Source organism: Rhizobium sp. Root708, assembly GCF_001429725.1.
Lineage (GTDB): Bacteria > Pseudomonadota > Alphaproteobacteria > Rhizobiales > Rhizobiaceae > Rhizobium.
This window is the reverse complement of sequence record NZ_LMHV01000043.1, coordinates 783,876-805,576: the sequence shown is the minus strand read 5'-3', so window position 1 is coordinate 805,576 and position 21,701 is coordinate 783,876. Positions and strand designations below refer to the sequence as shown.

At 60.3% G+C, this 21,701-nt stretch carries 19 protein-coding genes and 3 tRNA genes; 13 read left to right on the top strand and 9 right to left on the bottom strand.

Annotated elements, in window-relative coordinates:
* Positions 1–96, bottom strand: a 96-nt coding sequence (locus tag ASE04_RS30880; RefSeq protein WP_133624442.1) for a GTP-binding protein, incomplete at its 3' end; no start/stop codon positions are given.
* A 265-nt stretch (positions 97–361) separates the two neighbouring features.
* Here ASE04_RS30880 and ASE04_RS28245 point away from each other — a divergent pair.
* Entirely contained in the window at positions 362–871 is a 510-nt protein-coding gene (locus ASE04_RS28245; protein WP_056825699.1) for a hypothetical protein, read from the top strand.
* Between the two features lie 47 nt (positions 872–918).
* Here the strand turns inward: ASE04_RS28245 and ASE04_RS28240 are convergent.
* A tRNA-Gly gene (locus ASE04_RS28240) sits at positions 919–992 on the bottom strand.
* A 25-nt stretch (positions 993–1,017) separates the two neighbouring features.
* A tRNA-Tyr gene (locus ASE04_RS28235) sits at positions 1,018–1,102 on the bottom strand.
* Positions 1,103–1,307: 205 nt separating this feature from the next.
* Between ASE04_RS28235 and rlmB the strand changes: the two genes are divergently transcribed.
* From rlmB to ASE04_RS28220, 5 genes are all read left to right on the top strand, one after another.
* Positions 1,308–2,198 carry a 23S rRNA (guanosine(2251)-2'-O)-methyltransferase RlmB gene (gene rlmB / locus ASE04_RS28230; protein WP_056825697.1) on the top strand — a complete coding sequence of 297 codons (891 nt, stop codon included), beginning with the start codon at positions 1,308–1,310 and terminating at the stop codon, positions 2,196–2,198.
* Between the two features lie 39 nt (positions 2,199–2,237).
* Positions 2,238–2,933 carry an AprI/Inh family metalloprotease inhibitor gene (locus ASE04_RS28225; protein ID WP_056825694.1) on the top strand — a complete coding sequence of 232 codons (696 nt, stop codon included), beginning with the start codon at positions 2,238–2,240 and terminating at the stop codon, positions 2,931–2,933.
* A 68-nt stretch (positions 2,934–3,001) separates the two neighbouring features.
* Positions 3,002–3,157 carry a hypothetical protein gene (locus tag ASE04_RS31335; RefSeq protein WP_200960779.1) on the top strand — a complete coding sequence of 52 codons (156 nt, stop codon included), beginning with the start codon at positions 3,002–3,004 and terminating at the stop codon, positions 3,155–3,157.
* A 63-nt stretch (positions 3,158–3,220) separates the two neighbouring features.
* The gene (locus tag ASE04_RS30875; RefSeq protein ID WP_156408900.1) at positions 3,221–3,358 is read left to right on the top strand and encodes a hypothetical protein; all 138 of its coding nucleotides are present in this window, start codon (positions 3,221–3,223) and stop codon (positions 3,356–3,358) included.
* 83 nt (positions 3,359–3,441) lie between these two features.
* Positions 3,442–3,517, top strand: a tRNA-Thr gene (locus ASE04_RS28220).
* A 251-nt stretch (positions 3,518–3,768) separates the two neighbouring features.
* Here the strand turns inward: ASE04_RS28220 and ASE04_RS32310 are convergent.
* Entirely contained in the window at positions 3,769–4,089 is a 321-nt protein-coding gene (locus tag ASE04_RS32310; RefSeq protein ID WP_156408899.1) for a hypothetical protein, read from the bottom strand.
* Between the two features lie 641 nt (positions 4,090–4,730).
* Between ASE04_RS32310 and ASE04_RS28215 the strand changes: the two genes are divergently transcribed.
* On the top strand, positions 4,731–5,504 hold the full coding sequence (locus ASE04_RS28215; RefSeq protein ID WP_056825692.1) for an NAD kinase: 774 nt from the start codon (positions 4,731–4,733) through the stop codon (positions 5,502–5,504).
* A 10-nt stretch (positions 5,505–5,514) separates the two neighbouring features.
* Positions 5,515–6,027, top strand: a complete 513-nt coding sequence (locus tag ASE04_RS28210; protein ID WP_056825689.1) for a hypothetical protein — start codon at positions 5,515–5,517, stop codon at positions 6,025–6,027.
* Positions 6,028–6,098: 71 nt separating this feature from the next.
* Here the strand turns inward: ASE04_RS28210 and prfB are convergent.
* The 3 genes from prfB to ASE04_RS28195 all read right to left on the bottom strand — a co-directional run bounded on the left by prfB (position 6,099) and on the right by ASE04_RS28195 (position 11,157).
* Positions 6,099–7,230, bottom strand: a protein-coding gene (gene prfB / locus ASE04_RS28205; RefSeq protein WP_156408898.1) for a peptide chain release factor 2 whose coding sequence is annotated in 2 segments (ribosomal slippage) — positions 6,099–7,160 and positions 7,162–7,230 — 1,131 coding nt in all. Because the reading frame shifts where the segments join, the coding sequence is not laid out codon by codon here.
* A gap of 100 nt (positions 7,231–7,330) precedes the next feature.
* On the bottom strand, positions 7,331–9,778 hold the full coding sequence (locus ASE04_RS28200) for a penicillin-binding protein 1A (protein ID WP_056825685.1): 2,448 nt from the start codon (positions 9,776–9,778) through the stop codon (positions 7,331–7,333).
* 242 nt (positions 9,779–10,020) lie between these two features.
* The gene (locus ASE04_RS28195) at positions 10,021–11,157 is read right to left on the bottom strand and encodes an N-acetylmuramoyl-L-alanine amidase (RefSeq protein ID WP_244490506.1); all 1,137 of its coding nucleotides are present in this window, start codon (positions 11,155–11,157) and stop codon (positions 10,021–10,023) included.
* 737 nt (positions 11,158–11,894) lie between these two features.
* On the opposite strand from ASE04_RS28195, the gene ASE04_RS28190 reads away from it, so the two are divergent.
* Positions 11,895–14,738: an Rne/Rng family ribonuclease gene (locus tag ASE04_RS28190; protein WP_056825682.1), complete on the top strand. Its 2,844-nt coding sequence runs from the start codon at positions 11,895–11,897 to the stop codon at positions 14,736–14,738.
* A gap of 77 nt (positions 14,739–14,815) precedes the next feature.
* On the opposite strand, the gene ASE04_RS28185 is transcribed toward ASE04_RS28190, so the two are convergent.
* The gene (locus ASE04_RS28185) at positions 14,816–15,919 is read right to left on the bottom strand and encodes a COX15/CtaA family protein (RefSeq protein ID WP_056825680.1); all 1,104 of its coding nucleotides are present in this window, start codon (positions 15,917–15,919) and stop codon (positions 14,816–14,818) included.
* Positions 15,920–16,030: 111 nt separating this feature from the next.
* Here ASE04_RS28185 and ASE04_RS28180 point away from each other — a divergent pair, with 111 nt between their 5' ends.
* Together ASE04_RS28180 and ASE04_RS28175 are read left to right on the top strand one after the other, a co-directional pair.
* Positions 16,031–16,240, top strand: coding sequence for a DUF2842 domain-containing protein (locus tag ASE04_RS28180; protein WP_056825874.1), 210 nt, complete (start codon positions 16,031–16,033; stop codon positions 16,238–16,240).
* A 116-nt stretch (positions 16,241–16,356) separates the two neighbouring features.
* Positions 16,357–17,592 carry a GNAT family N-acetyltransferase gene (locus ASE04_RS28175; RefSeq protein ID WP_244490499.1) on the top strand — a complete coding sequence of 412 codons (1,236 nt, stop codon included), beginning with the start codon at positions 16,357–16,359 and terminating at the stop codon, positions 17,590–17,592.
* Here the strand turns inward: ASE04_RS28175 and ASE04_RS28170 are convergent, their stop codons facing one another.
* Positions 17,593–19,740: a GumC family protein gene (locus ASE04_RS28170; protein WP_056825671.1), complete on the bottom strand. Its 2,148-nt coding sequence runs from the start codon at positions 19,738–19,740 to the stop codon at positions 17,593–17,595. It lies immediately after the preceding gene.
* A 188-nt stretch (positions 19,741–19,928) separates the two neighbouring features.
* Between ASE04_RS28170 and ASE04_RS28165 the strand changes: the two genes are divergently transcribed.
* Both ASE04_RS28165 and ASE04_RS28160 read left to right on the top strand, forming a co-directional pair.
* Positions 19,929–20,504 carry a polysaccharide biosynthesis/export family protein gene (locus ASE04_RS28165; protein WP_056825670.1) on the top strand — a complete coding sequence of 192 codons (576 nt, stop codon included), beginning with the start codon at positions 19,929–19,931 and terminating at the stop codon, positions 20,502–20,504.
* A gap of 5 nt (positions 20,505–20,509) precedes the next feature.
* A complete protein-coding gene (locus ASE04_RS28160) occupies positions 20,510–21,679 on the top strand; it encodes a glycosyltransferase family 4 protein (RefSeq protein WP_056825669.1) in 1,170 nt (389 codons plus the stop codon).
* Positions 21,680–21,701 lie beyond the last annotated feature (22 nt).

The window sequence follows — 21,701 nt, the reverse complement described above, 5'->3', positions numbered from 1 at the left end:
GATCGCTGCCGTCAGAGACGTCTTGCCGTGGTCAACGTGGCCGATCGTGCCGATGTTAACGTGCGGCTTGTTGCGCTCAAACTTACTCTTTGCCATTTGAATGCTTCCTGTGAACGAAATGGATGACCCCGGCGAACCGGTTTAGTGCCGCCGTTTAAGGCTTTCGGGGAAATTGCGCAAGACCTAATTGCGGACCGTATTCCTAGCCTGCCGGCGCATATGGGACGGGGGCAGGCAATCGGCAATATCCATCACAAATCGCAGCGTCGATATGTTCTCGAAAAACGGGCGTCGGCCACCTGGGATGTGCTACTACTTCCTCGGCTGCCCTGATACTAAAGCGTTGTTTTGGAGACAAAGCATGGAACCCAAGGAAATTGCCAAGAGATCGGTAAGCAACTTTCTGATTTTTGCCGCCTGCGCATTTGTACTGTGGATACTTGCCGCTGCGATCGACTGGGTCGCGCAGATCCTCCGCCTCTCCTCGCCCGAGCGTCTTCCGGCCTTGGCGACATCCATCGTCAGCTCGTCGACGCTGCAGGCGATCGTCGCCATATGGCTGCTGACGGCGGCCGTTGCCATCGCCTTCCCGAAAGTGCTGACACCGCTTTCGGCAACGACCACGCTGATGTTCGACGTCGGGTACGGCATTCTCGGCGCGCTCACCGGCTTCGGAATTGCCATCGGGCTTTTCGGCGGCGGCTGGTCCATCCTGCTGCGGGCGATCGTCTACAGCGCGATCATCGCGATCGGCTTCGTTGCCGTTCGCAAATGGCTTTCGAGGGAGGACCTCAGCACTTACGGAAACAAGAGGTGGACGATCGCCGGCATCATCGCGGTCGCTTCGCCATTCATTCTTCTCTGGGGCTAGAAGCGCACAAAGATAACGTGACTGTTTTAGAGAGGTGTCGGAAAATCTGGAGCGGGTAGCGGGAATCGAACCCGCGTATTCAGCTTGGAAGGCTGCTGCTCTACCATTGAGCTATACCCGCGGGGCTGGTCCGATCCGAGGACGAATGGTGGAGAGAGTTGGATTTGAACCAACGTAGGCTGAGCCAACGGATTTACAGTCCGTCCCCTTTAACCACTCGGGCATCTCTCCAGTTTTTCGTCCGGATCGTTAGACCAAGTCTGCTAGACTTTCGAAGCGTTGCCGCCCCTCGGTCTGCGCCGCGTATATGACCGGACGAATTCCTCATGTCAACACGATGACGATGGAAAATATGTGAAAAATGTCATCGGCGATGGAAAGCCCCTGTGCCTAAAGAAATCCTATGCGGAGACAAGCGCCACCGTTATAAAGCGGCATGAGCAAAGATAACAAAACCGGCGGCCCGCCCGCAGACGACAAATCCGCCAAGGACACGCACTACGCCACTTTGCGTCGTGCGCATCGCGACAACAAACGCGAACGCGGCGAAATTCCAACCCCTGGCTTCCAGAAGCGCAAGCGTGGCGGCGATGACTGGAAGCCGCCAGCCCTGGCACCCGACCAGGTCTATCTCTACGGCCTGCACACGGTGCGCGCCGCGCTTGAGAACAAGGAGCGCAAGAAGATCAAGCTGTCGGTAACGCAGAATGCTCTGGCGCGTCTTGAGATCGACGTGGAGGCCCTGCGCATTCCGGTCGAGATGGTTTCACCGCAGGATATCGACAAGGTGCTCGGCCCCGACGCCATCCACCAGGGCGTGATGCTGGAAACGCGGCCGTTGCCGGTGCGTCGCCTCGAAGCTCTGAAGGACAGCCCGCTGATCCTGGTGCTCGATCAGGTCACCGATCCGCACAATGTCGGCGCCATCATGCGTTCGGCCGTCGCCTTCAATGCCGGCGCTGTCATCACCACGCAGCGCCACAGCCCGACCGAATCAGGCGTGCTCGCAAAGTCAGCCTCCGGGGCGCTCGAACTTATTCCTTACATCCAGATCACCAACCTCGCCGACGCGCTGGGTGAACTGAACAAGCTAGGCTTTTCGACGATCGGCCTCGATTCGGAAGGGCCTGCGCCGCTCGAAGGCACCTTTGCCGGCGACAAGGTTGCCCTGGTGCTTGGCGCGGAAGGCAAAGGGCTTCGGCAAAAGACGCGTGAGACCGTCAATGCCCTCGCCCGCCTCGATATGCCAGGCGAGATCAAATCCCTGAATGTGTCGAACGCCGCCGCGATCGCGCTCTATGCAGCAAGGCAATATCTGAAATCGTAGCCGGCTCCTGGAGCGGGCGGCGACAAGGGGAGGTTCGCATTGATCCGTCTTTCGATTCGCAGCCTGGTTCTCGCGGCCGGCGTCTTCGCGTCGGTCCCGGTCCTCGCGGACGACGTCGACGCGGATATCATCAAGGCCCAGGCAGGCAGCTACCTGCTTGCCCCGGCCGACGGCACGCCCGGTTGCAGGATCACGCTGGAAACGACGACTGCGATCGGCGGATACGCCATTTCAGGCGCCGACGGCTGCTCCAAGGCACTGCCGCACTTTGTCGGAGCCTCGGCGTGGAACTTCGGTGACGACGGCAACCTCATCGTGCTCGATGCGACACGCAAGGTGCTGGCGCGCTTCATCGAAAGCGAGGGCTCGCCGCTGGCCACGGAAGGTGACCAGCCTCTGCTTCTGCTCGATGCCCCTGATGGCGTTGACCGTGTGCCGACAGTTGCCAGCCTTGCCGGCGAGTGGCGCCTCAAGCGCCCTGCGGGCCAGCTTATATGCGCGGTCACACTTCAGGACAAGCAAGGCGAGGATGGCAACGCGCCGATGTCACCAGCCAGGGACTGCGACAAGGCGATCGCAAACCTGCACCTTTCCCTGTTTCATGTCGAAGGATTCGGACTTGTCCTCATGAGTACGGATGGCTCCTCGCTCTCTTTCGACATGAAACCAGACGGATCGTTTGAAAAAAGCCCCGATGAGGGCGGCAAACCGCTTGTCATGATCAGGAGTCCATAGCCTCGCCCATTTGATGCGGCATTCTTGCGGCGACCTGAACTCCCCGACACAAAGGAGACCAACTCGGCATGGCATTGCGCTCTTTGATCTTCGGCGTCACCTTCATCGCGATCTTGGTGGCAATCGTGCTCAGCATCGGCTGGATCGACAAAACGCAGCCGCTCCACCAGCCCGATCCCCTCGCGCCGGCGACCGTTCCCAGTCAGCCGCCGCCCGCGCAGTAGCCGCGCGCCCCGGAACCGAAAGCCTCTCCGCACGTTCTTACATCCGCAAGAAGGAGAACCCGTGTGCGAATAATGATCGTTGTCATCGCGGTGATGGTTGTATCGGTGCTCAGCATCGCGATCATGTCACCATCCAGTGACGGAAATGTATTGGATGATGGTCACCTGCAGGCGAGCATCCGGCAGACGGCACAGAACTGAGCCTTCAAGTTTCCACGCTCAAATGATGGGGCCGGCCGTTTTCTACTTTACAGGGCGGCAGAATCTGCTACTTGGCAGGCATTGCCCTTGTAGCTCAGTTGGTAGAGCACCTGATTTGTAATCAGGGGGTCGCGGGTTCGAACCCTGCCGGGGGCACCATATTTCCTGAACGAAATCAGTGACCGAATGATAGAGCCGCCTGCCTTGGCGGCTTTTTCGTGTCGCGCGACCTTGCAGCTACTTCCCTTGCTTGCAGCCATTCCCTTCCAGACCCGGCTAGACGACACGCCATTCACCGCGGAGAGGACCGAAGGTCATACTTCCGTATGCCATGCTCTTTCCATTCTGCTGGTTGAACGAGAAAGCCCCGCCATTTCTGACGGGGCTCTTGTTGGAAGCATGAAGACCGCTTAGCGGATGTAGAGCTTAAACACCGACCCCGGGTAATAATAGCCATCGCTGTGGCGACGATAGCCCTGGCGGTAGTCACGATATCCACGGTGACCGTTCCAGTAACCGCGACGGTCGCGGCGGTGTTCATAGCGATCCCGGTGGTGCCTGTCGCGACGCCAGTCATCCCGGCGATCTTCACGGTACTGGGCGAGTTCTACGTCGGATGTAATTTGCTGATGCTGCGCCACGAGCGGGGCGGCCGAGGCCATGCCGAAGCTCGATACTGCAATAACAATTGCAACTACAGTTGTTCCGAGACGAGAAAACATTCTATTCATGGTTACGCCTTTCCAGTGGTAATGTGAGCGACCATGCCCTTCCGGGTATGAACGGAACATGAACTACGACTGGTCAGATCACGGCCGGGCGCGAATATCGACCTTCACGAACAACTGTTCGCCTGCCCGATTGGTGCCGCTACTAACGGCTCAATGCCAAGATATAGCTTGCATTCTTCCCTCGGCTGCTCGGTAATGAACCGTTGTCGCAAACAGGAGGAATCGATGGCCAAGGGTCAAGCTAAAAGCAATAAAGAGGTCCGCAAACCCAAGAAGGACAAGGCTGCGCCTGCTGCCGCGCCTACTCTTGGGGCTAAGGCGGTCGAGTCTAGCAAGCAGAAGAAACCATGAACTTCAGCCTTCCCGATATCGCTTCGGGGAGGCCGAAGCCTCACACCCAGACGCGATCCCGAGCTTGCAGCGTTCGTGCCTGATTTGTAAGCAGGGGCTCGCGGGTTAGAACCCTGCGGGGGAACCACTCTCTTTTCATCTAAAATTTCCGAGAGCCAGAGGTACTACGCGCTGTCGCCCTGGCAATCCGATTGCTGGCGGTCGCGGGCGAGAACGGCTTGCCGCCTAAAACGCCTTGTCGGGTGACCCTGCGATCAGTTAGCTAGGAGCACTTAACAAAAGGGAATTGCATGGGCCGGTCATTTCAGACGCTTTCCTTCCTGGCCTCCTCGGCAGCAGAGGCGCTGGCTGCGCGGGAAGAGCTGATTCGCCTCTATGGCGACGTGCCCCCCGAGGAAGCGGATGTCATCGTTGCGCTCGGTGGCGACGGCTTCATGTTGCAGGCCCTGCACAGCACGATGAATTCAGGCAAGCTGGTCTACGGCATGAACCGAGGTTCGGTCGGGTTCCTGATGAACGACTATCGGACCGATAACTTGCAGGAGAGAATCTGCGTGGCGGTCGAAAACGCGTTTCGTCCTCTGCAGATGACCACGGCGAATGCCGACGGCACGAATTCGACGGCCCTTGCGATCAACGAAGTGTCGCTGTTCCGGCAATCCTATCAGGCAGCCAAGCTGCGCGTGGAAGTGGACGGCGTTGTCCGGCTCGAAGAGCTCATTTGCGACGGGCTGATGGTAGCAACGCCAGCAGGCTCGACGGCCTATAACCTATCGGCACACGGACCTATCCTGCCGCTGGACGCGCCGCTGCTCGCCATGACACCCGTCAGCGCGTTTCGCCCCCGCCGCTGGCGCGGCGCGCTGCTGCCGAACAAAGTGACCGTCGATATCCATGTTCTCGAAGTCGACAAACGGCCGGTCAACGCGGTTGCCGATAATTCGGAGGTCAAGTCGGTGCTGCATGTGCGCATCGCCCAGTCGGAGCATATGACAGCCCGCATTCTGTCCGATCCCGATCGATCATGGTCCGATCGCATCCTTGCAGAGCAATTCGAAGATTGAGACCATTCCGATGACTTTGCGCAATGCACTTTTCTGCACGCTTCTTCTCACCGCACCGCTTTCAGCCGAAGCCGGCGAGGAGCCGGGTGCCCTGCTGCCGGCGTCGGTGATCTTCGCGACGAGCACCGGCTATTGGGAGGATGACGGCGAGCTTCCGATTGTCCAGCATTCGGCTGCCTCGGCTAAGCCTGATGAAAGCAAAAAGGCACAGTCGAAAGCCCGGCACGGCTACTACAAGATATTCGCGGTCCGCCAGCCGGATCGCACCGCCAAGGTCTTCCTCCAGCAGATCGCCCAGACGGAGGATGGTCCCGACGTGCTTTCGACGGTCGAGATCCAGGAACTCAACGACCTCAAGCCTTACGTCACCGATATCAGGCCTGAGAACTCAACGGGCATGCTGAAGGAGCCTGGCCTTTTTGCCACGGTCTTCCTCAAGACCGACCCGGATGCGGAGGCCGACAGCTGGACCGTGATCATAGACGAGTTCGGCGAGGTCACCGTCGGGAAGGCCAGCAACTGAGATTGTGTTCCCTCCGCCCAGCAGAACGGGTGCATCGGCAATAAAAAAGGCCCCGTCCGGGGCCTTTTTCTTTAGTCGATATCGTCGACCGTCGCGTCTGGCTTGCCGCTGATGCGGTGCGCCAGCGCCGCCTCCATGAACTCATCAAGCTCGCCGTCGAGAACGTCGTCAGGCGCGGTGCTCGTCACGCCGGTTCGCAGGTCCTTGACCAGCTGATAGGGCTGCAGGACGTAGGAGCGGATCTGGTGACCCCAGCCGATATCCGACTTGGAGGCCGCTTCGGCGCTGGCCGCGTCTTCGCGCTTCTTCAGTTCCGCTTCGTAGAGGCGTGCACGCAGCATGTCCCACGCCTTGGCGCGGTTCTTGTGCTGCGAGCGTTCCTGCTGGCACTGCACCACAATGCCCGAGGGCATGTGCGTGATGCGGACGGCGGAGTCGGTGGTGTTGACGTGCTGACCGCCGGCGCCCGATGAGCGGTAGGTATCGATGCGGCAGTCACCTTCGTTGATGTCGATCTGGATCGAGTCGTCGATGACGGGGTAGACCCAGATGGACGAGAACGAGGTGTGGCGACGCGCGTTGCTGTCGTAGGGCGAGATGCGGACCAGACGGTGAACGCCCGATTCGGTCTTCAGCCAGCCATAGGCATTGTGGCCCTTGACGAGCAGCGTCGCCGACTTGATGCCGGCTTCTTCGCCGTCGTGGACTTCGAGCAGTTCGACCTTGAACTTCGAGCGCTCCGCCCAGCGGGTGTACATGCGCAGCAGCATGTTCGCCCAGTCCTGGCTCTCGGTGCCGCCGGCGCCGGAGTGAACTTCGAGATAGCTGTCGTTGCTATCGGCTTCGCCCGACAGCATGGCCTCGACCTGCTGACGCGCAGCTTCGACCTTGAGCGCCTTCAGCGCGTCTTCGGCTTCCTTGACGACGGCTTCGTCGCCCTCGTCCTCGCCCATCTCGATGAGCTCGATGTTGTCTTTTATCTGCTGCTCGAAGCGGCGTACGCCATTGATGCCGTCATCGAGCTGCTGGCGCTCGCGCATCAGCTTCTGCGCTTCGGTCGCATCGTTCCAGAGGTTCGGATCCTCTGCCTTGTTGTTCAACCAGTCCAGTCGTCTTACCGCCTGGTCCCAGTCAAAGATGCCTCCTCAGCAGGGTGATAGCCTGCTTGGTTTCATCGACTACGTTCTGGATTTCCGCTCGCATTTTCCTGCTTCTTTACGTTGCTTAGAAAGTTGCCCGTCAAATAATTGTGGCGGCCGCGGATGTAAAGGGCCGCAACCGCCACAGCTGTCTGGAAGAGAGATTAGTAAAGACCGCCGGCGCCGGATTGAACAGCCTGGTTGGCCTGCGGCGAGGTCTTCAGGATTTCCTCGGGCGCCATGGTGTTGTCCATGCCGATGACCGAGAAGCTGTCAGCCGGGCCGGTGCCGGGCTTGAAGGCTTCGATGATCGTGTTCGGATCACCCTGCGTCGCGGCCATGCCGGTCTTGCGGTCGATCGGGATCAGATTCATCCCGGCCGGAATGACGAACTTCGATTCCGGCATGTCCTTGACCGCCACCTGCATGAATTCATTGAAAACGGGCGCTGAGAGCGAACCGCCGGTGCCGCCGCGTCCAAGCGTCGAGGGCGTATCGAAGCCGATATAGAGGCCGGCGACGAGATCAGGGGTGAAGCCAACGAACCATGCGTCCTTTTCGTCGTTCGTCGTGCCGGTCTTGCCGGCAACGTCGCGACCTCCGAGGTTGACCTTGCCCGCTGCGGTGCCACGCTGGATGACGCCCTGCATCATCGAGGTGATCTGGTAGGACGTCATCGGATCAAGCACGGTTTCGCGGTTGTCGACGACGTTGGGCTCGTCCTGGTTCTGCCAGTCGCTGGCGTTGCAGCCTTCGCAAACCCGCTCTTCATGCTTGAAGATCGTCTTGCCGTAGCGATCCTGGATGCGGTCGATCAGGGTCGGCTTGATCTGCTTGCCGCCGTTCGCGATGACTGAATAAGCCGAAACCATGCGCATGACGGTCGTTTCACCGGAGCCGAGCGACATGGCGAGTACCGGCATCATATGGTCATAGACGCCGAAGCGTTCCGCATATTCCGCCACGACGTTCATACCGAGGTCGTTGGCGAGGCGAACCGTCATGCGGTTACGCGAATGCTCGATCGCGAAACGAAGCGTGTTGGCACCGCCACCCTCGCCCTCGTAGTTGTCGGGCGCCCAAATCTGGCCGTTTCCGGTCTGGATCTGCAGCGGATCGTCGTTGACGACGGAGGCGGGCGTATAGCCGTTGTCCATGGCCGCCGCATAGACGAACGGCTTGAAGGACGAGCCCGGCTGGCGCATCGCCTGCGTGGCGCGGTTGAATTCCGACTGCGAGTAGGAGAAGCCGCCGACCATTGCCAGAACGCGGCCGGTCTTCGGGTCCATGGCGACCAGACCACCCTCCACCTTCGGCGGCTGGCGCAGCCGGTAGGAGTTCGAGCCTTCATCGCCGAGGCGCTCGACGTAAACGACGTCGCCGGCAGACAGCACGCCCTGCGGCGACTTAGCGGTCTTGCCGCCGCCCGCCGCCCGGTAGGCCCACTGCATGTTCTTTGCCTGGATGACGCCGCGCTCGCGTTCGCTCGGGATCTTGCCCGCACCGTCCTTCGCGGGCTGCAGACCGATGTCAACGCTATCGTCGGCAACGGCCAGAACAACGGCTAGGCTCCACTCGGGGACGTCCGATAGTGCGGGGATATCGGCAAGCGCCTTGCCCCAGTCCGCGGTGGTATCGATCTGCTTCAGCGCGCCATGGAAACCGCGGCGTTCGTCATAAGTCGTGAGGCCATCCTGAAGGGCCTTTCGAGCGAAGACCTGCAACTGCGGATCGAAGGAGGTACGAACGGACAGGCCGCCCTCGTACAGCATCTTCTCGCCGTACTTGTCGATCAGCTGGCGACGCACTGCTTCCGCGAAATAGCCAGAGGCGAAAAGCGCAGGTCCGCTGTTGCGGCCGGTTACGCCGAGGGCCTGCTTTTTGGCTTCGGCGCCATCGGACTGGCTGACATAGCCGTTTTCGACCATGCGATCGATAACCCAGTTACGGCGCGCGATCGCAGCCTCGGGATGACGGAACGGATGGTAGTTGGCGGGGCCCTTGGGCAGCGACGCCAGGTAGGCGGCGTCGGCAATCGTCAGCTCGTTCACCGACTTGTTGAAATAGGTCAGCGCCGCGCTGGCGATACCATAGGAATTCAGGCCGAAGAAAATCTCGTTCAGATAGAGCTCAAGGATCTTGTCCTTGCTGTAGGCCTGCTCGATGCGGAAGGACAGGATCGCTTCCTTGGCCTTGCGCTCCATCGTCTGTTCGCTCGACAGAAGGAAGTTCTTTGCCACCTGCTGCGTGATCGTCGAACCGCCCTGGGTCGGGCCGCCGGTCAGATAAGCGACAACGGCACGGCCGAAGCCGGTCACGTCGATACCCGGGTGCTGGTAGAAATTCTTGTCTTCTGCCGACAGGAAGGCAGCCTTCACGCGATCAGGAACGGCTTGAATCGGCAGGAAAAGCCGGCGTTCCTTGGCGTATTCCGCCATCAGGGCGCCGTTTCCGGCATGCACGCGCGTCGTTACCGGCGGCTCGTAGCTGCTCAGCACCGCGTAATCAGGAAGATCCTTCGTGACTGTCGCCAGATAAATGGCAACGACGCCCGCGACGCCCAGAAAGAGGACGCAAGCCGCTCCGAAGAAATATCCAAGAAGTCTGATCATATTTAAGCTACCGGTATCTCAATTATCGATCGGCGCGAACTTAACGATCCCATAGATCGCGGCTTTATGCATGCTGCGCCGATTACTCCATGAGCGTTATTGCCACAAGCCAATTCCGTTTTGCGTGTGGAAACATAGTCGTGACTAATGGCCTGAATGTGAGCAAACTAGGGCTCCTACCGCTAATTCACGTTGTTTCAGGCCTTTATGAGGAGGCTGTCACTTCTGCGCCACGCTGCCGCTCAGCCGCCATTGGCGACCAGCGCCGAATGATAGCGCTTCACGGCCTCGGTCAAAAGATCCGCCATCTTCGTTCGCCATGTATCGTCAAGCAAGAGCTTCTCGTCGTCCTTGTTCGACAGGAAGCCCAATTCGAGCAGAATCGAGGGCACGTCGGGCGCCTGCAGCACTCGGAAACCCGCGTGACGATGCGGATTGTTGATGGTGCCGACCTGATCCTTGAAGGATGACAGAACGCTTTCCGCCATCGAGATCGAAAAGGCCTGCGTCTCGCGGCGCGTCAGGTCGAGCAGGATATCGGCCACTTCGGGCGGTTCCGCCGTCACCGTCTTTCCGGCGATCTGATCGGAGAGGTTTTCGCGATCCGCGAGATCGGCGGCAAGCTTGTCCGACGCCTTGTCGGAAATCGTGTAAACCGTGGCGCCGCGAATATCCTTCTGCTTCAGCGTGTCCGCATGCATCGAAACGAAGAGATTGGCATGGTTCTGGCGCGCGATCTCCACGCGTTCCGACAACGACAGGAAGGTATCGTCCTTGCGCGTCAGAAAGGCCCGGATGCCGGTCTCCCGGTTCAGCCGATCGGCGAAGGCCTTGGCGAAGGCGAGAGTAACGTCCTTTTCCTGCGTCTTGGTGTCGACGCCGACGGCGCCGGTGTCGATCCCGCCGTGCCCCGCGTCGACCGCGATCACGAGATCGCCGCCCTGCGGTTGTTCCGCCGAGGGAATCGCGCTCGTGGTCTGCGGCGTCGTCGGATCGCTCCAGGACTGTGCCTTGACGAGCTCCGCGAACTTCGCCTTGTCGGTCATCTCGGCTTCGAGCACCAGCCGGTGCCCCTTGCCGCCCTCGTCGGCCTGAACGCGCGCCAAGCCGATATTGACCGGCTTGATCGCGGTCAGGACGATCCGGGCGCTGTCTTCGTCCATCGTCCCGTAGCGAATATCCTTGAACAGGCCTCTCGCCTCGAGATCCTTCGCCGGGAAACCGAACGCCGTCGCTGGCAGATCGATGATGACGCGTTCCGGGTTTGCGATGTAGTGAACCGAGAATGACGGGGCGCGGTCGAAATCGATGACGATTCTGGTGCGCGCATCATCGCCCACGATGCGGGCGCCGTAGGCAAGCAGCGGTTCGTCTGCCATCGCCGCATTGACAGCCACGATCGCGGCAAGCGCCGCCGCCACGATGGCAAGACAGCCCAATCTCAAGCCGGCGGCCACAGCCGCCCCGCGCCGCATCGTCTCAACCAATCGACTGCCCAACCTCAAATGTCATTTGTGAATGTCCCGCAGCTCTCGCGAGGAGCAAAACGGACTCGCCCTTGCAATATCCGAATTGACCATCGCCTGCCGTAGTTTTCTATGTTGCTCCAAATCCATCAATATTATGGCACATTTGGCTTTTCCCTTGATATTATGACGGAGAAAACATACAAGGATTTTCAGGGTAGAAGTGCTGACGGGATAGAGTCGCCTGCAAGGGCAGCCAAACCGCGAAGGACCTGGCGCCACAATCGGCAATCGTCCGCCGTCTTATGTGTTTCCACTCGTAAATTGGATCCTGAATTTCCGGCGTATGCGGGAACTTCATCGGTGGATTAGCCACCAACCGCTCTTTACAGAGAGAGCAAACTCATCGGACCTGAACAAGGTCTTTGTTTTGTCGATCTCGCTTGGTCTTTGATGGTGTCGCAGCAGGTTTTATCTGAAGTCTACAGGCCCCGGGAAAACAGTTTCCCCGCTGCTGTCTGGCTGCTGCCTTCCACACCGCACCAATCGCGACTTTCATTATCCGGCGCTGCAACAACGGACCGCATTCCGACTGTCTCACCGACAGCGGGAGATGCCGCCGCTCGACTGCGCCGAGGAGCTCACCTTACATGGCAGACAAAATGCTTATCGACGCGTCTCACGAGGAAGAGACGCGCGTCGTTGTCGTTCGCGGGAACCGCATAGAAGAGTTCGACTTCGAATCAGAGCACAAGAAGCAGATTCGCGGCAACATTTACCTGGCAAAGGTAACGAGGGTTGAACCCTCCCTGCAGGCCGCTTTCGTCGATTACGGCGGCAACCGGCATGGCTTTCTGGCCTTCGCCGAAATCCACCCCGATTACTACCAGATCCCCCTCGCCGACCGTCAGGCGCTTCTGCGCGCTGAAGCCGAGGACCATCGCCGCGATGATGACGTCGAGCACGTCGAGACCGCAACGGTAGATCTTTCCACGCAGGACCAGCCCGATATCGGTATCGTTCCTGCTGCCGAGCCGGCCGACGAAACGACTGTCGAAGCGGTCGAGACCGCCGAGATTGTCGAAGCGGTGGAAGAGGCTCCTGCCAAGAAGGCAAAGCCGCGCCGCAGCCGCAAGAAGGTTGCCCCTGTTGTTGCCGAAGAGGCAGCAGCGGAAGAGGCTTCCAGCAGCGAAACGCCCGCTGCCGCCGACGATGAGGACGAAGGCTCCTCCGGCGGCGAGATGGCCGCTATGGTCGAAACCGATTCGATCTCCGAAGACGTCGACACCCGCCGCCGCAACGACGATGACGACGATGACGACCACGAAGAAGAAGTGATCGAATCCGTCGGCGCCGAAGATGCGATGGAAGAGGTTCCGGACCGGGCTCAGCGCAAGCCGCGCAAGCAGTATCGCATCCAGGAAGTCATCAAGCGCCGCCAGATCCTGCTCGTTCAGGTCGCCAAGGAAGAGCGCGGCAACAAGGGCGCAGCGCTGACGACCTATCTGTCGCTTGCCGGTCGCTACTCCGTTCTGATGCCGAACACGGCGCGTGGCGGTGGCATTTCCCGCAAGATCACCAGTCCGCAGGACCGCAAGCGCCTGAAAGAAATCGCGCGCATGCTCGAAGTGCCGCAAGGCATGGGTGTCATTCTGCGTACCGCCGGCGCGAACCGTACCAAGGTCGAGGTCAAGCGCGATTTCGAATATCTGATGCGCCTGTGGGAAAACGTCCGCACGCTGACGCTTCAGTCGACGGCCCCCTGCCTCGTCTACGAGGAAGGCTCGCTCATCAAGCGCTCGATCCGCGACCTTTACAACAAGGATATCAGCGAGATCATCGTTGCCGGCGAAGAAGGCTATCGTGAAGCAAAAGACTTCATGAAGATGCTGATGCCGAGCCATGCGAAGGTCGTTCAGCCGTATCGCGACATCCACCCGATCTTCTCGCGCTCCGGTATCGAGGCACAGCTCGACCGCATGCTGCAGCCGCAGGTGACGCTGAAGTCCGGCGGCTACCTGATCATGAACCAGACGGAAGCGTTGGTTTCGATCGACGTCAACTCCGGGCGCTCGACGCGCGAACACTCGATCGAGGACACTGCTCTCCAGACCAACCTCGAGGCAGCGGAAGAAATTGCTCGCCAGCTTCGCCTGCGCGACCTTGCCGGTCTCGTCGTTATCGACTTCATCGATATGGAAGAGAAGCGCAACAACCGCTCGGTCGAGAAGAAGCTGAAGGAATGCCTGAAGAACGACCGTGCGCGTATCCAGGTCGGTCGCATCTCGCACTTCGGCCTTCTGGAAATGTCGCGCCAGCGCATCCGCGCATCGGTTCTTGAATCGACGACGCAGGTCTGCTCGCATTGCGGCGGCAGCGGTCATGTTCGCTCGCAGTCCTCCGTTGCGCTGCACGTCCTGCGCGGCATCGAGGAATATCTGCTGAAGAACACGACGCACAACATCACCGTGCGGACAACGCCCGAAATCGCGCTCTATCTGCTGAACCACAAGCGCCAGACGATCATCGACTACGAGAACCGTTTTGGTATCTCGATCGTCGTTGACGCCGACGGCGCCGTTGGCGCGCAGCATTTCGCGATCGATCGCGGCGAAGCCGTCGAGAACCCGGTCAAGATCGAAACCCTCTTCAACTTCGCCGCAATCCCGGACGATGACGACGACGATGTCGTGATCGAAGTGGATGAGGAAGAAGACGAAGAACTCGAAGAGAAGCCCGTAGCCGCCGAACGTCCGGCAGCACGCGCCGAAGGCGAAGGTGACGGTCGCAAGCGCAAGCGTCGCCGTCGTCGTCGTGGCCGCAACGGTAACGGCGAACAGCAGGCTGCTAACGAGTCGGCCTCCGATGAGGCAGACGCTGGCGACGAGAGCGACGAAGACGACGGCGAGATCGAAGCTGACGCCGCTGCCTCGACCGCAGCTGACGATCAGGGCGAAGACGGCGATGAAAACCAGCGCCGCAAGCGCCGCCGCCGCGGAAAGCGTGGTGGTCGTCGCAACCGCGAGGAAGACGGCGAGCAGACCTCTGAGGCTGACGACGGAGACGAGGCTTCGTCCGACGCGGAACAGACCGATGTAGCAGAACCGCTACAGGCTACCGAGGCTGAAACCATCGAGATCGCCGCTGAAGAAGCTGTCGAGCCGCAGACTGCCATGGCTGCTGTCGAGACTGCCGCTTCCGTCACCGAAGACGTCAAGCCGAAGCGGGCCCGTCGCAGCCGCAAGGCATCGCCGGTGGAAGAGCCTGTTATCGAGGCTACTGCCGAGGTTGCTCCTGCTGTCGAGACGGAAACGGTCGAAGCCGCTACCGATCTGACGGTTTCGGCCGAAGCCATCGAGGAAGAAGCCAAGCCGGTCCGTGCGAACCGCGAGTCGAACATCTCCTCATCGGAGCCGACCGTGAAATCGACGAGCACCGATGGCGACGGCAAGCCCAAGAAGGCTGGCTGGTGGCAGCGCCGCGGTTTCTTCTAAGAACCCGCCACGCTCTCATGTAGAAACAAAAAATCCGGCTGTGGTGCAGCCGGATTTTTTTGTGCTTCGATCTGAGATCAATCGCGCTCGGCGATGACCGTGGTTCGAGGATATTCGCCATAGAAGCCGCGCCAGTTGGCGACAGCAAAGCCGAACACGACGAGGGCGCCCGCCTGGTGCAACAGGCCCCAATGCACGGGAACCTGCAGCAGCAGCGTTGCGATGCCGATCGCGGCCTGCAGAACCACCAGAACGAACAGAACGACCGCACGACGGGCGTGCGTGGTCGCGGGAGCCGCCGACAACGCGACGATCATGTTGAGCAGGGTCAGCGCCAGCAGCGTGTAGGCGCCGAGACGGTGGATGAACTGGACCGTCTTCGGATTCTCGAAGAAGTTGATCCAGGCCGGCTGCTGAATGAGCAGGTCGGATGGAACGATCGAGCCATCCATGAGCGGCCATGTGTTGTAGCTGAAGCCGGCGTCGAGCCCGGCCACCAGCGCACCGAGATAGATCTGGAACAGCGCAAAGATCGCGATCACGCCCGCCCACGCCTTGGAACCTGAGGTCGGCGCCTCATCGCGGGAGTGCGGAGACAGGCCCCTCATGATCCACATGCAGGATGCGAAGATCAGACAGGCCATGATCAGGTGCGTGGCAAGCCGGTACTGGCTGACATCCGTGCGAACCGACAGCCCCGATGATACCATCCACCAGCCGATTGCGCCCTGCATGCCGCCGAGCGCGAGAATGCCGACAAGAGGCCAGCGCAGGCGCCGCTCGATCTTTCCGGTTGCCCAGAAATAGATCAGGGGAAGCGCGAAGATGATGCCGATTCCACGGGCGATCAGGCGATGCGCCCATTCCCACCAGAATATCCCCTTGAACTGCTCGACCGTCATGTCGGTGTTCAATTGCTGATATTCGGGAATGCGCTGGTACAGCTTGAACTCTTCTTCCCATTCGGCCGCGTTCAGCGGAGGGATAACCCCGTGAATCGGCTTCCATTCGGTGATCGACAGCCCGGAATTCGTCAGTCGCGTGGCGCCGCCGACGATAACCAGACAGAACAACGCCAGAAGGACGAAGCCCAGCCAGACGCGCACCGCCTTACGGTTGCGGTCCTGCGTGCGGACCTCACCCAAGATTCTCTGTTCGGTGGTCGTATTCGCGAATGCCATGACTGCTCCTTGTTTCCGGCATTGATTTGCCCGACCGGCTCATGCAAAACAAGCCCCGAGCCTTTGCGGCATGCCGTCGCGGCGCCCTTCGTATGAGCTGGAATGAAACCGATGCCTGTCCGCCTTCGCAAATTCATCGGCACGATCCTGATCGTCGTTCTCGTTCTGGCCTATGCCGTGCTGGCCAACACCATCGCGGTCGCGACGCTCGGAGAAGCGCCCTGGTGGGCCCACCTGCTCTACTTCTCGCTCAGCGGCCTGCTCTGGGTGCTGCCGGCGATGGTCATCATCAAGTGGATGGCCGGCCCCAAACAGCAGTGACCGTTAATCACGGAATAACCCTGATTGCCGGAAAAGCTGCATCATCAGCCTAGCGTAAAGAAAATATAGGGTGCAGATGCCTATCCTTCTCCGCGTCCATAATGCGGAGAGGCGTCGTGCACCACAAGCAGCTTCATGTCGATCACGAAGCGCAGGCAGAAGCCCGCGTGCCTGATAGCGTGGCCCGACTGCGGGCGTTGAACGTCGAACTCGCCGTAGAGCGGTTGGAGATCGAGCTCGTCACCTCAATGCAGGCCATCGAAAGCGAATGGCGCGCACTGGACCTCGACAATCTCAATTCCCTACACCAGAGCTATGACTGGTGCGCCGCCTGGGTCGAAGCGCATCGACGGCCTCTCGCCGTCATCGTCGGCAAGGCAGATGCTGACACCGCCTTCATCCTCCCCGTCGAGATCGTATCGTCCCGCGGTATTCGAATCGCCAAGTTCATCGGCGCCGATCACAGCAACATCAACACCGGTCTGTTTGCCGCGGATTTCGCCGCGGCCCTTGGTTCCATCGCGCCGGAACATCTCTCGGCAATGCTGAAGGCCGCTCTTGGTGACCACGCGGACCTACTACTGCTGCAGAACATTCCGCTGTCCTGGCGAGAGCGTCCAAATCCCCTTGTCCGTCTTCCAACGGTGCAGAACCAGAACTATGCCTATCAGCTGCCGCTGCTCGAAAATTGGGAAGCGACGCTGAAACAGCTGAACGCAAAGAACCGCCGCAAGAAATTCCGTGTGCAGTCGAAGCGGCTCGAAGCGCTCGGTGGTTTTGAATACGTCGCGGGAGGCACACCGGAGGAGCAGCATAGGCTCCTGGACGCGTTCTTCGCGCAAAAGAGCCAGCGCTTCCAGGCGCTTGGGCTGCCCGATGTCTTCTCTGATGCGGAGACCAAGGAATTCCTGCACGGCGCGATCGACGCTCGCGACCCGGGTATCCCGGCCTTTGGCCTTGAAATGCATGCAATCCAGCTGAAAGGTGAGCACGACGGGCATATCGCGGCGCTCGCCGGCATCTCGCGCAAGGGCGATCACGTCGTCTGCCAGTTCAGCTCGATCGACGAGAGCATCGCGGCGGATGCCAGCCCCGGCGAATTCCTCTTCTGGCAAATGATCCAGCGGCAGCAGGATCACGGCGTCAGCCTGTTCGACTTCGGCCTCGGCGACCAGAGCTACAAGCGCTCATGGGCACCGGAAGAGACGGCACACTACGATGTGGTTCTGCCGATGAATGCTCGCGGCGCGGCGATGGGCCTGCTTCATCGTACTATCACGAGAGGAAAGGCCCTCGTGAAGTCGCATCCGCGGCTCTACAAGATTGCGCAGCGGATGCGTCGGTTCGCCTGATCAGGCAGCCTCGCGCGATTCCGGGAGGATTTCCGCCTCGCCGCCGCTCATCAGCAGCACGCGATGATAGCCCGCTTCCTCGAAATCCGTCATTGCGGCCAGGAACTCGGCCTCGACGATCTCAGGCATGGAGAGAATGATCTCGACATCCTTGCTGCGCGTCAGACGCGACACAGCAGCGACGTTGGCCGCACCACATTCGACGACGACGAGGTCGTAGGCGGACGACAGCGCTTCGAGCAGCAGGCTCAGGCGCTCGGCGCCGCGCATGGCCTGGCGCATATCGCTCATGCCCTGCGGGATCAGATGAGCATCGGTCAGGCGGTCGCTGTGGATGGTTTCGCCGAAAGCGGCTTCGCCGCATAGCAGATCGGTGACGCCAAGCGCCTCGTCATTCTCGGCCATGAGGCGGGTGGGATAGCCGGAACCCGTCATATCCAGAAGAACGACCCGGGAACCGACAATGGCAAGCCGGCGTGCAAGCGATACGGTTGCGGCCGAGCCGTCGTCGCCGGTGGGCGAGATCGCGATGGCCAACTGTGCGCGGCTCTCGAGCAGATAATCGGCCACCGACGTGACGGAGAACTCGTTTTCTTCCTCGCCCTGCGGCTCTTCCTCCGGCTCGATGACTTCCTCGGACGGCCCGTCGTCTTCGGGAACCGCCAGCATGCTTGGCGTAGGCGCACGCCTTGGCTGCTCCGATACGACCACTTCGTCAACCACTTCCTCTTCGATCTCGATGACACGGGACACCGGCCGCAGCGCGCGACCGCTGAAGAGTTCAGCGAGCATGATCGCAATCGAGGTTATGATGAGGGTGGCGAGCGCTACGACCGTGACGATCGGTACGACCTTCGGGAAATAGGGATCGACCGGCTGGATCGCGTTCGAGACGATACGGGCATCGGCCGGGCTCGAATTCTTGTCGGAGCGGGAAGCGGCCTCGCGGTAGCGAGCGAGGTAGGTTTCGAGCAACTGGCGCTGGGCGGCGGCTTCACGCTGTAGAGCGTTCAAGCCGACTTCATCCGTTCCTGCCTGCGCGCTGCTTGCTTTCAGCTTGTCGGATTGCTGCTCAAGTTCCTTCTGGCGGAGCGAGGCCACCTTCGCTTCATTTTCAATGCTTGCGAGAATCTTCTGGGTTTCTTCGCGGATCTGCGCCTTGATGTCGGTGATCTGGGCCCGCAGGCTCCTCAAGCGCGGATGATTGCCGAGCAACGTGGTCTGGAGATCGGAAATCTGCGACTGCAATGCGGATTCGGTGCCTTTTAGCCGCTGAATCGACTGCGACGACATTATATCCTGCAGCGTGTCGGACGCCTCGCCTGACGAAAGCGCGTTGCGCACGGACTGCGAGCGGGCCTCGGCATTGGCTCTTTCGCCGCGAACGCGGGTAAGCTCCGCGGAGATGTCGTTCAGCTGCTGCGTCGGAAAATTGCTGCCGCCGTTTGTCGGCAACAGATCGTGTTCGGCGCGATACTCGGCAACCTTCTGCTCGGCATCGCTGACCTTCTGGCGAAGCGTCTCGATCTCCGGCTCAAGCCAGCGGGTGGCTTCCGAGTTGGATGCGAGCTTTGCGCCGCTCTGCTTGGAGAGATAGACCGCCGCCATCGCGTTCGGGATCTGGGCAGCGAGCTGCGGATCCTTGGAGGTGAAGGTTATTCCGATGACGCGCGAGCCAGGCACCTGATAGACCTGCAGCCGTTCGGTGAAGGCATCGATGATGCGCTCTTCCGGTGGGCTCTCCAATGGGCTCTTCTTGAGATGCAGGGCGACCAGCAGATCGCTGAACGCCGAGCCGCTCGCGGCAGCGTCGAACTCCGGCAGGTCGTAGAGCTTCTGATTGTTGATCACCTGCTTGATCAGGTCGGCGGACTGCAGCAGCTGGACCTGGCTGGCGATGTTCAGTTCGTCGAGCAGCGGGCTTGCGCCGGCGTCGTTGGTCTGGGCATTCGCGAAGGCCGGCGCGCGCGGCTCGATCAGGATGCGCGTTTCGCTGCGATACTTCGGCGAAATCATCTTCGCACCGGCGAAGGCGACCCCTGCCCCCAATAACGCAATGGTCACGACCTTCAGTCGGCGTGCCCAAACGGCACGAACCAACTGCCCGAGATCGATATCGACATCCTCATGACCACTTACGCCGGACATGCTCTCACTCCAAGAACAAAGGTGGCGTGAGGGTAAATGAGTATAGTAACGCAACAGTTAATGCGACTGATGCGCCGATACTTGGATAAAGGCTGCGCAAAACGGAAAAGATAACGGTCTTTACCGGCTATTAACCCTAACGGATCGATAACGACAGGGAACACTTTCATTTCCTGTGAGCATTGCGGATGCCTGTCGCCCAGACCAAGTTAGTAATGGCCTTGAGCGTTGCCGCTATGGCAGCGATCCTCGGCGGCTGCAACAGCTACAAGCCGGCGCCGAGAGCCTTCAACGAGGCGACCATCCAGCCCTATTCCCTGGATAGCGGTGACCGCCTGCGCATCACGGTCTTCGACCAGCCAAGCATGACGAATACCTATACGATCGACCAGGCCGGCTACATTGCCTTCCCGCTCGTCGGCCAGGTTGCCGCGCGCGGCCGCACGCTGCAGCAACTGTCGGGTCAAATCGCCCAGAAACTCAAGCAGGGTTACCTACGCGACCCGGATGTCACCATCGACGTCGATCGCTACCGTTCGGTCTTCATCATGGGCGAAGTCGGACAATCCGGTCAGTATGCCTACGTTCCCGGGATGACGGTTCAGAACGCCGTTGCCGTTGCGGGCGGCTTTACTGCCAGAGCCAATCAGGGCGCGGTCGATGTGACAAGGAAGATCAACGGCCAGGTTATTACCGGCCGCGTCAACATTTCTTCCGCCATCGTGGCCGGCGATACGATCTACGTCCGCGAGCGACTGTTCTGAGCCGCATGAGCAGCGAGCGCCCTCTCCGCATCATCCATTGCTTCAGGTCGCCAGTCGGCGGAATCTTCCGCCACGTTCGCGATCTTGTCATGGAGCACAGCCGGGCGGGCCATGAGATCGGCATTCTCTGTGACAGCTCGACCGGTGGCGAGCACGAAGAAGCGCTCTTCGACGACATCCGCCCATATCTGTCGCTCGGCCTGACGCGCGTACCCATCCGGCGCTCGATCAGCTTCTCCGACATGGCCGTGATGTGGGACGGCTATAAGAAGATCAAAAGTTTGCGGCCGGACGTGCTGCACGGACACGGCGCCAAAGGCGGTGTGCTCGCGCGGATTGCCGGCTCAGCCCTGCGGGTGAACAGGTATCGCGTAGCCCGCCTCTATACGGCCCATGGGGGGAGCCTGCACTACGCGCGCTCCTCCTTCGTCGGTCAGTTCGTCCTTCGAATGGAGCGCCTGCAGGAATATCTGACAGACGCTCTGGTTTTCATCTGCGACTACGAACGCGACACCTACACGAAGCGGATCGGGCGACCACGGACCAAGACCCGGCTGATCTATAACGGCATCGCCGACCGGGACTTCGAACTGATCCCGACGCGCTCCGATGCGGTCCATTACATCTATGTCGGCATGTTGCGGGACCTTAAGGGTCCCGACCTTTTTGTCGATGCCTTTGCAAAAGCGGAACGCATTCTCGGCAGACCGCTGTCCGCGCTGATGATCGGCGATGGGCCGGATCGGGATCGATACCGGGACATGATGATCGAGCGTGGTCTCGGAAAGCGGATCGGCATGCTGCCGGCCATGCGTGTCCAGCAGGCATTCGCGATGGCCCAAAACCTTGTCGTGCCCTCTCGCGCCGAAGCCATGCCCTACATCGTGCTCGAAGGATTGGCGGCAGGAAAGACGATCATCGCCACACGCGTCGGCGGCATTCCGGAGGCGCTTGGGAAAGACAGCCCCGCCCTCGTCGAACCGGAGAATTCAGACGACCTCGCCCGTGTCATGGCCGAGGCTGTCAGCATTCCCGGATGGCACGAAACATCGATGCCTCGGGTCGACCAGATCAAGCAAGTCTTCTCCGCCTCCGTCATGGCGCAAGATGTGCTGAAACTGTACCAGGAGCTACTTGAAGAACCGCAACGAAAGAAGCGTGATAGCGCGACGTAAAACGTTTCTTAGGGGCTTCCTG

Coding starts and splice junctions, on each gene's coding strand:
- ASE04_RS28245 (WP_056825699.1), top strand. CDS start 362: ATGGAACCCAAGGAAATTGCCAAGAGATCGGTAAGCAACTTTCTGATT.
- rlmB (WP_056825697.1), top strand. CDS start 1,308: ATGAGCAAAGATAACAAAACCGGCGGCCCGCCCGCAGACGACAAATCC.
- ASE04_RS31335 (WP_200960779.1), top strand. CDS start 3,002: ATGGCATTGCGCTCTTTGATCTTCGGCGTCACCTTCATCGCGATCTTG.
- ASE04_RS32310 (WP_156408899.1), bottom strand. CDS start 4,089: ATGAATAGAATGTTTTCTCGTCTCGGAACAACTGTAGTTGCAATTGTT.
- ASE04_RS28215 (WP_056825692.1), top strand. CDS start 4,731: ATGGGCCGGTCATTTCAGACGCTTTCCTTCCTGGCCTCCTCGGCAGCA.
- ASE04_RS28210 (WP_056825689.1), top strand. CDS start 5,515: ATGACTTTGCGCAATGCACTTTTCTGCACGCTTCTTCTCACCGCACCG.
- ASE04_RS28200 (WP_056825685.1), bottom strand. CDS start 9,778: ATGATCAGACTTCTTGGATATTTCTTCGGAGCGGCTTGCGTCCTCTTT.
- ASE04_RS28195 (WP_244490506.1), bottom strand. CDS start 11,157: ATGGCAGACGAACCGCTGCTTGCCTACGGCGCCCGCATCGTGGGCGAT.
- ASE04_RS28190 (WP_056825682.1), top strand. CDS start 11,895: ATGGCAGACAAAATGCTTATCGACGCGTCTCACGAGGAAGAGACGCGC.
- ASE04_RS28185 (WP_056825680.1), bottom strand. CDS start 15,919: ATGGCATTCGCGAATACGACCACCGAACAGAGAATCTTGGGTGAGGTC.
- ASE04_RS28180 (WP_056825874.1), top strand. CDS start 16,031: ATGCCTGTCCGCCTTCGCAAATTCATCGGCACGATCCTGATCGTCGTT.
- ASE04_RS28170 (WP_056825671.1), bottom strand. CDS start 19,740: ATGTCCGGCGTAAGTGGTCATGAGGATGTCGATATCGATCTCGGGCAG.
- ASE04_RS28165 (WP_056825670.1), top strand. CDS start 19,929: ATGCCTGTCGCCCAGACCAAGTTAGTAATGGCCTTGAGCGTTGCCGCT.
- ASE04_RS28160 (WP_056825669.1), top strand. CDS start 20,510: ATGAGCAGCGAGCGCCCTCTCCGCATCATCCATTGCTTCAGGTCGCCA.